The sequence below is a fragment of the Algoriphagus faecimaris genome, assembly GCF_900101705.1.
Taxonomy (GTDB): Bacteria; Bacteroidota; Bacteroidia; order Cytophagales; family Cyclobacteriaceae; genus Algoriphagus; species Algoriphagus faecimaris.
Genome location: NZ_FNAC01000066.1, coordinates 1 through 12150, shown reverse-complemented (window position 1 = coordinate 12150; position 12150 = coordinate 1). Strand labels below are relative to the sequence as shown.

The 12150-nt window shown below is 41.8% G+C and carries 14 protein-coding genes; 8 read left to right on the top strand and 6 right to left on the bottom strand.

Features of this window, described 5'->3' with window-relative positions:
- Positions 1–215: DUF4372 domain-containing protein (locus BLQ57_RS21720; RefSeq protein WP_139162837.1), on the bottom strand; the 215-nt coding region annotated here is incomplete at its 3' end.
- Between the two features lie 177 nt (positions 216–392).
- Here BLQ57_RS21720 and BLQ57_RS19910 point away from each other — a divergent pair.
- Positions 393–1040 (top strand): hypothetical protein, encoded by a 648-nt coding sequence (locus BLQ57_RS19910; protein WP_139162836.1) that lies wholly within the window; start codon positions 393–395, stop codon positions 1038–1040.
- Between the two features lie 472 nt (positions 1041–1512).
- Here BLQ57_RS19910 and BLQ57_RS19900 read toward each other — a convergent pair whose 3' ends face one another.
- Positions 1513–1836 (bottom strand): Rieske (2Fe-2S) protein, encoded by a 324-nt coding sequence (locus tag BLQ57_RS19900; protein WP_087941369.1) that lies wholly within the window; start codon positions 1834–1836, stop codon positions 1513–1515.
- A gap of 102 nt (positions 1837–1938) precedes the next feature.
- Between BLQ57_RS19900 and BLQ57_RS19895 the strand changes: the two genes are divergently transcribed.
- The gene (locus BLQ57_RS19895; protein WP_087941368.1) at positions 1939–2688 is read left to right on the top strand and encodes a hypothetical protein; all 750 of its coding nucleotides are present in this window, start codon (positions 1939–1941) and stop codon (positions 2686–2688) included.
- 103 nt (positions 2689–2791) lie between these two features.
- Positions 2792–4102: an ATP-binding protein gene (locus BLQ57_RS19890; RefSeq protein ID WP_087941367.1), complete on the top strand. Its 1311-nt coding sequence runs from the start codon at positions 2792–2794 to the stop codon at positions 4100–4102.
- 28 nt (positions 4103–4130) lie between these two features.
- Here BLQ57_RS19890 and BLQ57_RS19885 read toward each other — a convergent pair whose 3' ends face one another.
- The 3 genes from BLQ57_RS19885 to BLQ57_RS19875 are packed head-to-tail and all read right to left on the bottom strand — an operon-like array spanning position 4131 to position 6982.
- A complete protein-coding gene (locus BLQ57_RS19885) occupies positions 4131–5273 on the bottom strand; it encodes a cysteine desulfurase family protein (protein WP_087941366.1) in 1143 nt (380 codons plus the stop codon).
- Between the two features lie 24 nt (positions 5274–5297).
- Positions 5298–6692 (bottom strand): phosphoglucosamine mutase, encoded by a 1395-nt coding sequence (glmM, locus tag BLQ57_RS19880; protein WP_087941365.1) that lies wholly within the window; start codon positions 6690–6692, stop codon positions 5298–5300.
- A gap of 59 nt (positions 6693–6751) precedes the next feature.
- Complete coding sequence (locus BLQ57_RS19875) at positions 6752–6982, bottom strand: hypothetical protein (RefSeq protein ID WP_087941364.1); 231 nt, start codon at positions 6980–6982, stop codon at positions 6752–6754.
- Positions 6983–7053: 71 nt separating this feature from the next.
- Here BLQ57_RS19875 and mazG point away from each other — a divergent pair, with 71 nt between their 5' ends.
- Positions 7054–7854, top strand: coding sequence for a nucleoside triphosphate pyrophosphohydrolase (gene mazG, locus BLQ57_RS19870; RefSeq protein ID WP_087941363.1), 801 nt, complete (start codon positions 7054–7056; stop codon positions 7852–7854).
- Positions 7855–8003: 149 nt separating this feature from the next.
- Positions 8004–8384, top strand: coding sequence for a RidA family protein (locus BLQ57_RS19865; RefSeq protein WP_087941362.1), 381 nt, complete (start codon positions 8004–8006; stop codon positions 8382–8384).
- A 15-nt stretch (positions 8385–8399) separates the two neighbouring features.
- Here the strand turns inward: BLQ57_RS19865 and BLQ57_RS19860 are convergent, their stop codons facing one another.
- The gene (locus BLQ57_RS19860) at positions 8400–8846 is read right to left on the bottom strand and encodes a DUF2867 domain-containing protein (protein ID WP_139162835.1); all 447 of its coding nucleotides are present in this window, start codon (positions 8844–8846) and stop codon (positions 8400–8402) included.
- 64 nt (positions 8847–8910) lie between these two features.
- Here BLQ57_RS19860 and BLQ57_RS19855 point away from each other — a divergent pair, with 64 nt between their 5' ends.
- From BLQ57_RS19855 to BLQ57_RS19845, 3 genes are all read left to right on the top strand, one after another.
- Positions 8911–9396: a hypothetical protein gene (locus BLQ57_RS19855; RefSeq protein ID WP_087941360.1), complete on the top strand. Its 486-nt coding sequence runs from the start codon at positions 8911–8913 to the stop codon at positions 9394–9396.
- Between the two features lie 74 nt (positions 9397–9470).
- On the top strand, positions 9471–10871 hold the full coding sequence (fumC, locus tag BLQ57_RS19850) for a class II fumarate hydratase (RefSeq protein ID WP_087941359.1): 1401 nt from the start codon (positions 9471–9473) through the stop codon (positions 10869–10871).
- Between the two features lie 467 nt (positions 10872–11338).
- Positions 11339–11773 (top strand): hypothetical protein, encoded by a 435-nt coding sequence (locus BLQ57_RS19845; protein WP_139162834.1) that lies wholly within the window; start codon positions 11339–11341, stop codon positions 11771–11773.
- The last annotated feature ends 377 nt before the right edge of the window (positions 11774–12150 follow it).

Sequence of the window (12150 nt, the reverse complement as noted above, 5' to 3'; positions counted from 1 at the left end):
AGCGAATGGACTTTGGACACCACCCCATAGAGCATAAACACCAGCTGCTTCCAGGTATCCATGGTCTTATAATACCGATCTGACTGAAAAGTGTTCGTTGCTTGGTCAACGATCTCCCGGGGAATAAAAGAAAGTAACTGACTGATGATCGGATGACCTGATAGTTTTGTATGTTGCACTGGGTTGGTTGTAGTGTGGTAACCGCAACATCCCATTTAAAGCGGAATTAACCTAATCGGTGGTTCCGCTTTTTCAGTTTTGTACTATTCCAAGAAAGCTAACTTACATTGGTAATTTTACTCGGATGACAGTAAATTTCAATTAACAAAAAAATATGATAATTATTTTAAACTAAAAACTTCATTTAAAGCGAAATTAATAATGAAAAAATTGTGCATTTTTCAATTTTAATGTTTTTACTCTTTAGTTCCTGTGTTCAAGAGAAAGAAGATTTAAATTTAAATCTGGAATCAGATTTTTTTAGGAAAGTTAACCGAATTATAGATGACCCCTCAATATATGCTTTATTAACTCCTAAAAGTATCAATCCATTTAACTTTGATCTAAAGGTTCCTGAATTAAATAAGGAAGAGGCTAAAATTCAAGATTTAAGTATTGAAGCAAAAGTAATCCCTGATGAACTTGCTTTGGCAAATTCTGACTATCAAAAAACAGTTAGGATACTAATTAAAAAGAGGAGTGAATTATCATTTGAGGACTTTAATAAATTAGCCTATTCAATAGAACAAGAAGTGATTAATTCTCCATTATCTAATATTAAAAAAGATTTTCTTTTTACCGAGTTGGCAACCTTGAAAGCGCTAAATGCCTTCAAAAATTTATATTCTCTCAATAATCGAATCTTGTGTGATTCTCAATGGGAATGTGATATTTTGGGTTGTATGGCAGAAAAGATGGAAGAGCAATTTGGACCAGATGTTAATTGGATTGATTTAATTCATTATACATATTCTCTTCCACTTTCTTTCCCTGTAGCTTGGTTATCTTGTACATATGATGCAACATTTGATGATGAATAATTTTCAAAAAGCTACTGACATGAGAATCAATAATCTAAAAACAATCGGTATAACTTATACAGTTTTTGCGACTGTTTCAGTATTTTTATTTCTTATTGACAAAATCTCCACTTTTCAAATCATTACGGGTATTATGTTTTTTATCCTTTATTTTGTTGGACAGGCATTTTTGAAATTATTTAAAAAGGAAACAAGTTGGTTAGATTTTTGTATACTTTGGGCTATTGCGATCATATTTTCATTTCAAATAGTTTTCTTAATTAACGATTCTCTAAAATTCCAATCTCTAATTATTACGTCAATTTTTTCTCTTGTATTATTACTTTATTCTTTACGCTCAAAAGCATTAAGGGAACTTACGGTCTTTATTGCCCTTTTGATTATGACAACGGGGTTGTATAGCTCTTATTTCTAGAGCTTTTTACTTGAATTAAAAGCCTCAAGGTAGAATTTATCAAAATTTTCTTTTGGTTTATTGAGTGAAAACTAAAAGTCCTTCCTCAGTGAGTTGGGTTTGAAAAACTTTCAAGTCTCCACAAAAACCCATTTTCAATTGTCCTGTTTTCAGGTCAAATCGATATTGATGAAGTGGGCAGATGATTTCGCCTTGGCCATTGATATGAGCTTGAATGAGCGAGGCTCCTCGATGTGGACAGCTGCTTTGGAAGGCAAAAAAAGTATTCCCTATTCTCAAAACTCCAATTTCCTCCTCATCCAGCAGCAGGCGTTTGATGACACGGTCGGGGAATAAATCATTTACGGAATCTGGTGAATTTCCAAATAAGAATTGCTTCATCGTGCAGAGGGGTTAAATCTGATCAAAACTTGACCATTCGAAAGAAAAGACTGGCAAAGCCAAAATTGTTTTGGTAATTTTCTGCAAACAGCAACTAATCCTATGAAAAAATATCTCTTTCTCCCCTTACTTTTCCTTGCAAGCCTGCTCCACGCACAATCGCTAGAAGGAGCTTGGAAAATGACCCATCAAAATGGCAAAGAAATGACTGATGCCGAGTACATCAAAATCTATCAGGATGATTACTTTGCCTTTGGAGCCAAACAAGTCTCCGATAATCACTTTCTGGGTGCAGGAGGCGGTCCTTTTCGCTACGAAGGAGGCAATTACTCGGAAACGCTTGACTTCTACACCATGAAACCTGAATGGGTGGGAAACACTTCTGAATTCAAATTGGACTGGGTCTCGGAGGATAAAATCGTCATTTCCACAGAAGCTAATGGCAGTTCCATGATTGAAATCTGGGAGCGCATTTCTTCGGATACGGATGACCTTACCCGCAACTGGGTCATCACCGGAAGAAAAAGAGGAGAGGAAATTTCCAGAAGCACACCCGGTGCGCGAAGGACAATCAAAATTTTATCCGGAGGTCGATTCCAATGGGTGGCCTTTAACTCGGAAACGGCAGAATTCTCCGGAACAGGTGGAGGGACTTATACCGCCAAAGACGGCAAATATGTCGAAAACATCACCTTTTTCTCCCGGGATGATTCCCGAGTCGGGGCAAGTTTAAGCTTCGATTATGAGGTGATTGATGGAGAATGGCATCACAGCGGCCTGAGCTCTACGGGCAATCCGATTTACGAGATTTGGACACCGTATTCTATCGGATATCCCGGAGCTAAAAAGTAACCGAGCTGACATTCAATAAAAAAGAGCGAATTATTAGCTCTTTTTTATTGGTTAACGTATTATTGTAACAGATATTACAGTAATATTTATTACAATAATAGAAATGGAGTTTTATAACCGAGAAAGGGAATTAGACTTTCTAAAAGAAATCCGAGACACGAGTCTGAAAATTGCACAAATGACCGTGGTGATTGGGCGAAGGAGAATCGGAAAGACTCTTCTTCTTAGAAAAAGCACAAAGGATCAAAAAGCGGCCTATTTATTTGTTGCAAAAAAATCAGAATCGCTCCTAGTTGATGAGTTCTTGCGAACGGTCAAGGAGAATTTTAAAATTCCGATTTATGGCGAAATCAAATCCTTTTCGGCGCTTTTTAGCATGCTTATGGATTGGTCTACCCAGGAACCATTTACTTTGATTTTGGATGAGTTTCAAGAGTTTTACACTGTAAATCCATCGCTATACAGCGAAATGCAGCGGATTTGGGATGAAAAAAAGGCAGAATCCAAGATAAATTTGATTCTCTGCGGATCGATTTATTCATTGATGAATAAAATTTTTGAAAGTCAAAAAGAACCCCTATTCGGAAGGGCTACAGCTCGATTACACGTAAAACCATTCGAAATAAATGTCCTCAAAAAGATCTTATCCGATTTTCGCCCAAGTTATGAAAAGGTAGATTTACTGAGTTTTTATGCTTTCACAGGTGGTGTTGCTAAATATGTGGAGCAATTTGTAGACGCTGAAACCTTGGATCAAAAGGGAATGATTTCTTTAATGTTGCGCGAAAACTCCCTTTTTATTTCTGAAGGGAAAAACGTCTTAATTGAAGAGTTCGGACGAGATTATTCGACTTATTTTTCCATTTTAAGCTTGATCGCCAGCTCAAAAACTTCCCGACCAGAAATTGAATCCATTTTGGAAATGAGCGTAGGTGGCTTTTTGGATAAACTTGAAAATCAATTTGGAATCATCAAAAAAATCAGACCGCTATTCTCAAAACCCGGTAGTAGAAAATTCAAGTATCGAATCGAAGATAATTTTCTCAACTTTTGGTTTCGATTTATTTATAAAAATCAAAGTGCAATAGAAATTGAGAATTTTGACTATGTCAAAAAAATAGTAGAGCGTGACTTGAATAGCTATTTAGGGCCTGTTTTGGAAAAATATTTTCTTCAGAAAATCAAAGAGTCAAAGGCCTATTCCACAATTGGAACCTATTGGGACGGCAAAAATGAAAACGAAATAAATATTATCGCAATCAACGACTTGGAGCAAACCCTATTCATAGCCGAAGTCAAATTAAATCCTGAAAAATACTCAGAAGAGCTCCTACAAAAGAAAGCAAAAAATATCCTTCTGAAATTTAAAGGATATCGAGTGGAGTTTGCCTGCCTGAGCTTAAATGATATGTAGAAAAAAAGGCTCTTTAAAACCTTTGAAATCAAACCTCCACCGCATACAGCTCCTTCAGCTTTCCGACTGTGTAATCAACCTCTTCAATTGTATTGAATCGGCTAAAAGAGAACCGCACAGAATCTCGCTCAGGGTTGTGATTCAATGCCCGAAGTACATGCGAACCTACGGTCGCACCAGAACTGCAAGCCGAACCCCCAGATGCGGAAATTCCTGCTAAGTCTAAATTAAACAATAACATCCCCGCGTTTGCCTCAGAAGGTGGAAGACTTACATTCAAAACGGTGTAAAGCGATCTATCTAACTCTTCAGAAAGTCCATTAAATTCCACGCCGGGAATATCAGCTTTAAGTTTTTCGATGAAATGCTTTTTCAAGGCTTTCACATGGACTTCATGGGAACTCATGTACTCATAGGCGATTTCGAGTGCCTTCGCAATTCCGATGATGCCGATGACATTTTCGGTTCCACCACGCATATTTCGCTCCTGCGCTCCTCCGTGAATGAAGGGATGGATTTTTTTGTCTTTTCGTACATATAGAAATCCTGAGCCTTTGGGACCGTGAAATTTATGCCCCCCAGCTACGATGGCGTCCACGGGCAAGTTTTTTAAGTCATGCACATAATGTCCCATGGTCTGAACCGTGTCCGAATGGAAAAAAGCGCCATATTCTCTAGCCAAAGTACCAATTCGATTCAGGTCATTCAGGTTTCCGATTTCATTATTGGCATGCATTAAAGAGATCAGACTATTGGGATTAGCTTTTAACAGTGTTTCCAGCTGATTCAGGTCAAGCTCTCCTTTGTCATTGACATCGAGCATGCTGAGTTGGATATGACCCTTTTGCTCACAAACCTCCAAGGTATGCAATACCGCATGATGCTCAATCGGGGAACTGATGGCATGCTTGATCCCATGGGTTTCGATCCCGCAGACCAAAGCGGTATTGTCCGCTTCTGTGCCTCCGGAGGTAAAGAAAATCTCTGATGGAGTCGTATTGAGCAATTCAGCCACTTTTTTTCGGGACTTTTCAATGGCGGAGCGCACCTCACGTCCATGGCTGTGCACGGAGGAGGGGTTTCCATAATGATTCCTCATAAAAGGCAGCATGGCTTCGATCACTCGATCGTCCATGGCAGTCGTGGCGGCATTGTCAAAATAAACTTTCATCTTTTCTTCAGGCTTGGGTTTTTATCAGATCAGCGAGGCGCTCACTACCTCTTTGATGTCTTGCATGATTTTTTTGGCCAAATGCTCCGCAGTGGCTTCTGATTCGGACTCCGAGTAGATTCGGATAATAGGCTCAGTGTTTGATTTTCGCAAGTGAACCCATTCCTTTTCAAACTCGATTTTCACTCCATCAATCGTATTAATAGGATGTTTTTTATATTTCTCTTGGATCGCGTCGAGAATCTTATCCACATTGATTTCCGGCGTCAGTTCGATTTTATTCTTGGAAATATAATAATTTGGATAGGAAGCTCTCAATCTGGAAATGGTCTTTCCGAAATTTGCCAAGTGGGTCAAAAACAAACCAATACCCACCAAAGCATCACGACCATAGTGAGAAGTAGGGTAAATAATTCCCCCATTTCCCTCCCCGCCAATCACCGCCTCGACGGCTTTCATCTGATTGACTACATTGACTTCTCCTACCGCAGCAGCGGTGTAGGTTCCACCTCTTTTTTCGGTCACGTCCCGAAGTGCCCGTGTTGAGGAAAGATTTGAGACGGTATTGCCCGGTGTTTTTGACAGCACATAATCTGCCACCGCCACCAAGGTATATTCCTCTCCGAATGCAGAACCATCCTCATTTATAAAAGCCAGACGATCCACATCCGGATCGATGACGATTCCCAAGTCAAAATTACCCTTTTCCAACTTTTGCGAGATGTCCCGCAGATTTTCCGGAAGCGGTTCAGGATTGTGTGGGAAATGCCCATCTGGGGTGCAATACATCTCTTCGATGACCTCTACGCCAAGTGCTCTGAGTAGTTTGGGCACTACGATTCCACCGGTGGAATTAACTGCATCCACGACGATTTTGAAATTTCTGGCTTTAATCGCCTCCACATCCACCAGCTCCAAATCCAGCACATGCTGAATATGCCGATCCATGTAATCGTCTATAGCGGTATAAGCGCCCAGTTTTTTGACCTCTGCAAAAGTGAAATCTTCCTGTTCAGCTTTGTCGAGAATGTCTTTTCCCTCGGCATCGGAAATAAATTCTCCTTTGCTATTGAGTAATTTCAGGGCATTCCACTGAATGGGATTATGGCTGGCGGTAAGGATGATTCCCCCGCCGGCTTTTTCTAATGGCACCGCAAACTCGACTGTGGGCGTAGTGCTGAGCCCTAGGTCAATGACATGAATACCCAAGCCCTGCAAGGTGGCAGAAACCAATCTGGAAACCATATCCCCCGACAATCGAGCATCTCGGCCGATGACTACCTTGGCATTGCCGGTTTTCTCCAGTACCCAAGCGCCATAAGCAGCGGTAAATTTAACAACATCAATTGGAGTGAGACCCTCTCCAGCTTTCCCTCCAATAGTTCCCCGGATCCCGGAAATTGATTTGATTAGTGACACGTACAGATAGTATTTAGGTGAAAAACTGCAAAAAATCCCGCCTCTCGGCAGGATTAAAATTATTTGAATTTAGCGAGAACTTTATCGACTTCATTGTCAGGATTGCCGCAGCTGCTATTGGCATCCACGGTTTTGCCGCAGTAGCCGCAGGTTCCTCCATCTTTATTTAAATATGGATTTTGGGAGGCACAGGTGCCTTTGAATTCCCCGTTTTTCAAGAATAAAAGCCTTACAGACATCAAAACGAAGAATAATGCCACGAAGCCTACTGTAATTAATATTGTTGCCATAACGGATAAATTTGCGCAAATTTAAAGCTTTACTTCGAAACGACCACAATTCAAACTTAGTTTCCCAAAACATGTCTAATTTGAGTAACCGGGCGGATCAATTGGCTGCTTTTGATCGGCTATTGACCATCATGGATGAATTACGCGCCCAGTGTCCTTGGGACAAAAAGCAAACGACCGAAAGCCTACGACACCTGACCATCGAAGAGACTTTCGAACTCTCAGATGCTATCCTGGAGGGAAATCCCGAGGAAATCAAAAAGGAACTGGGAGACCTGCTGCTTCATATCGTCTTTTATGCCAAAATCGGATCCGAAGAAGGTAATTTTGATGTCGCCTCACTCACGCATTCCCTCTGTGAAAAGCTGATCCGGCGTCATCCTCATATCTATGGCAATACCCAAGCCAATGATGCCGAAACGGTCAGCCAAAACTGGGAAAAAATCAAACTCAAGGAAAAAGGTAATCAATCTGTACTCGGGGGAGTTCCCAAATCCCTGCCTGCCCTCATCAAGGCCATGAGGATTCAGGAAAAAGCCCGAGGAGTAGGTTTTGACTGGGAAGAAAAGCAGCAAGTTTGGGAAAAAGTGGAAGAGGAAATGCAGGAATTCAAAAATGAATTCAATGCGGCAGAAGAAACTCAAATTGACAAGGAAAAAGCCACTGCCGAATTTGGGGATGTGCTATTTTCCCTGATAAATTATGCGCGATTTATAGATATCAATCCCGAAGAGGCACTGGAGCGAACCAACCTGAAATTTATCAAGCGGTTTCAATACCTCGAAAATGCAGCCAAAGCAGCCGGCAAAAATCTCAGCGAGATGACTTTGGCGGAAATGGATGTCTTTTGGAACGAAGCAAAGAGGAAATAAAAACAGGAGAAAGTGTAAGGAGGCGGTTTGTAAATGGTTAAAAAATGATTGCGTTTGAATTCAAAAAACCTTTTACTTCGCAAAAATCTGAATTTGCAAATTCCTCCCTCTGATCCATTACCTTTGCATCTCTAAAAATTATCAAATAAATGGCTAATTCTATAATTTTCACTACGGAAGCTCCCGCTCCGATTGGGCCCTATTCCCAAGCCGTTTTGGCAGGAAATACCCTTTATGTTTCTGGACAGATTCCTCTGGATCCTGATACAGGCGAACTCATCAATGAAAACATCACTGAGGAAACCCATGCTGTGATGAAAAACCTCGAGGCCGTATTAAGAAAAGCTGGTTTTGCGTTTTCAGATGTGGTCAAATGCACCATTTTCATCAAATCCATGGATCAGTTTAGCACTATTAACGAAGCCTATGGACAGTATTTTAAAAGTAATCCCCCAGCTCGAGAGACCGTTGAGGTCAGCCGATTACCCAAAGATGTCAATGTGGAAATCTCCTGCATTGCCGTAAAATAATGCTTACCGGCCTGCTCATTTGACTTGGGTTATGCTTTGGCCCAAATGCCAAAAAATCAAGCGATGAGCAGGCTGCACAGCGTACCAATAGACTTTTCCCCAGATTCCGGCCGGATAAAATCGAATGGTCTGAATCATACAACTCTCCTCCACTTTCCACTCCAAAAAGACTTTTCCGGGCAGCTTCATTTCAGCTTCAAGCGCACAAGAAAAAGGATGAGCTAGTTTTCGCTTCACCCTCCAAAAATCTAAGGCTTCTCCCTCCTCCAGTTCGCCAAGGGTTTTTTCTCCTTTTCGATAGCCAATTCCACCCAATAGCCGGTCCAACATCCCTCGGGTTTTCCAAAGCCAAGTAGTCCCATACCATCCATTTCTCCCACCGATTTCCATCAGTCGATTTTGAATATGGGAGACGTCCTTCACAGGAAATCTCATTTCTTCTATGATCGGCTTAGTATTCAAGGGAAAAGGAGTTAATTTCGTTACCCTATCTAAACAGACCTTGACCACTAATAGTTAGTAAACTGTGAATCTTCTGCCCTTCCATAGCGAAACGCTTGTCAGCGCACTCTCCAAAACAGAGGTCCTCGAGCAGTTGTCCAGAAAAACGCGGGAGGTGAATTTTTTGGATAAGAGAAGCTATCAGGAGCAAGGACTTGAGTTTAACGGCTATATCGGAAAAAGTAGCTTTCGGATTTCTAAGGTCATTCAAAAAAGCGATACCTTTTTGCCTTTGATTTTGGGAAATGTAGAAGATACCGCAAGAGGATCGATCTTGTTTTTGACTTATCGCCTTTTTCCCGGCGCTTTGTTTTTCATCCTCTTTTGGTCCATCATTCTGGTGGGTTTTTCACTATTTTATTTTTTGTTGGTCAAAAACCCTATCAACGGGGGACTGTGTCTCGGTCTAGCAGTGATCAATTATTTGTTCGCACTTTTCTTTTTCCACCGCCAAGTCAAATCTTCACGTGCAAAATTTCATGAACTTATCAATCTTAAAGTGAAGGATTAAATGTGGGCTTTTTAGGGAAAAAGGCCTTTTGAGATTAATTTAGCAACCCAAAATCAAATACTAACTCCTATACCATGAGCATTCGAATAGAAAAAGACACCATGGGACCTGTAGAGGTACCTGCTGACAAATACTGGGGCGCGCAGACACAGCGATCCATCAACAATTTCAAAATCGGTGGCGAAAAAAACCGTATGCCTATCGAGATTATCCGGGCTTTTGCTATTCTCAAAAAAGCAGCTGCTCAGACCAATGCCGAGCTCGGAGTGCTTTCTCAGGAAAAAGCCGACATCATATCTACCGTCTGCGATGAAATCTTGGAAGGAAAACACGATGATCAATTTCCATTGGTGGTCTGGCAGACCGGCTCTGGAACCCAGTCCAATATGAATTCTAACGAGGTCATCGCTTATCGTGCACACGTGTTGATGGGAGGGACTTTGGAGGATGAAAAGAAAAAAATCCACCCCAACGACGACGTCAATAAATCCCAATCCTCAAACGATACCTATCCCACAGCCATGCATGTTGCGGCTTACAAAATGGTGGTGGAGACGACTATTCCGGGGATCCAAAAACTACGGGACACACTGGATGCCAAGGCAAAATCCTTCAAAGATGTGGTCAAAATCGGCAGAACGCACTTTATGGATGCGACACCTCTTACCTTGGGACAGGAGTTTAGCGGCTACGTGGCCCAACTCGACCATGGCTTGAGAGCGATCAAAAATACGCTATCTCACCTTTCTGAACTTGCGCTCGGCGGGACAGCAGTAGGGACAGGATTGAATACGCCAAAAGGCTATTCTGAATTAGTCGCCAAAAAAATAGCTGAATTCTCCGGACAGCCCTTTGTGACTGCACCCAATAAATTTGAAGCTTTGGCAGCACATGACGGCATGGTCGAGGCACATGGTGCACTGAAGCAAGTAGCGGTATCCCTGATGAAAATCGCCAATGACATTCGCATGCTCTCTTCCGGTCCGCGATCTGGAATTGGAGAAATTTTGATTCCCGAAAATGAGCCCGGTTCCTCCATCATGCCTGGCAAAGTCAATCCTACCCAAGTGGAAGCCATCACCATGGTTGCTGCTCAAGTAATGGGAAATGACGTCGCCATCTCCATCGGGGGATCCAATGGACACTTTGAGCTGAATGTCTTCAAGCCATTGATTGCGGCCAACTTCCTGCAGTCTGCCCGACTGATCGGTGATGCCTGTGTCTCCTTCAATGATAACTGTGCGATCGGCATCGAACCCAATACGCCGATGATACAGCGTCACTTGGAAAATTCCCTGATGCTCGTGACGGCATTGAATACCCATATCGGTTATGAAAATGCGGCAGCCATCGCCAAAAAAGCGCACAAAGAGGGTACAAGCCTTCGGGAAGCGGCAATTGGGTTGGGTCTGTTGACCTCTGAGCAGTTTGACGAGTGGGTCAAGCCTGAGGATATGATTGGGAGCTTGAAGTAAAAAAGCATACGTATTTAATGATTTTTCCCCGAGACTTCGACGACTCGAGTTCGGGGACGAACCTGAAAAGCCTTTCCAGCAATGGGAGGGCTTTTTTTGTCCAAGGAAAGGAGGAACAAATTAGATTGAAAACCAGACAGCAAATATCCTATACCTCTAACCTATCAGGAAACAGGCCATGAGCGTGGTCCTAGCCGAAAATGTAAAAAACTAACAAACAGAAGCAATAGTCTGAAAAACAGGAGATTTTCCATTTGGTTTATAGTTTTTTAGTTTGAAATGCTTTAATTGAATATCAAATAGGGCAGAATAAGAAATTCCTATGAGAGGAAGGAGATTTCTCTCGATTGGAGAAAATCAATAAAAAGTAAGAAAGGTGCGTTTATCCCCCGTATTTGGTGGGTTGAATGGATAAAAGGTACGTTAAAAAGTAAGTTGGCTGCAAGCGAAAAAAGACATTGAGACAATTGAATAAGATACTGACCCTTTTGACTGCTGTGACTCTATTAACAAGTTGCGGAACGGACAATAAAACAAAAATGACTGATCAAGAAACACAAGAAAACTTTGACAGACAATATGCGAAATCCATGAAAGATCCGCTGTTTGCCCTCAACTTAGATTCTGTAAAATCAAGTCATGGCGATAGATTCTCAGAACTTAGGACAATTATAAATCGACATGACCCAATTGGACTACTTGACATAGGAGCGCCAGAAAACGAATATGAACCAGAAGTAAAAACAATTATTGTTCAATTAGACCATGACATGACTGAAGAACAAGTACACGACTTGATTTATCAGGAGTTTTTAAGGTGGTTTGAAGACGAGTCAACAGCGGGTCCAAAAGAAGCATATAAGGAGCTTGCAACTGACATTCATGAATGGATGAAAAAATAAAAAAGCACGACACGCCAATCGTGTATACGGCCCCGCCAGATTCCTCTGACGGGGAGCGCCTCACACTATTTATCCCGAGAATCGGGACCACCGTATCCCGAATCTCGGGACAGGCAGTACGGGTCTCCCCGAATCAAGTTCGGGGCAGGCTGTATACGGCGGTTCACTGGATTGTAGGTTGCGTTTTGAGGTAATAGGAAAGCATCGATTCATACCCTTTTCTTCTTAGGCGGGACAGAGTAATAGTAGTGATGAGAATCGGGCTCTGAGCTACCGCCCATCCTCCTTTCCTACCTCCCCTACATGCCGGCTCCTCGCTAAAAATATCCACCGGATATTTTCTTTACGCTCAGCCCTTCCATGCAAAGGCATGATCA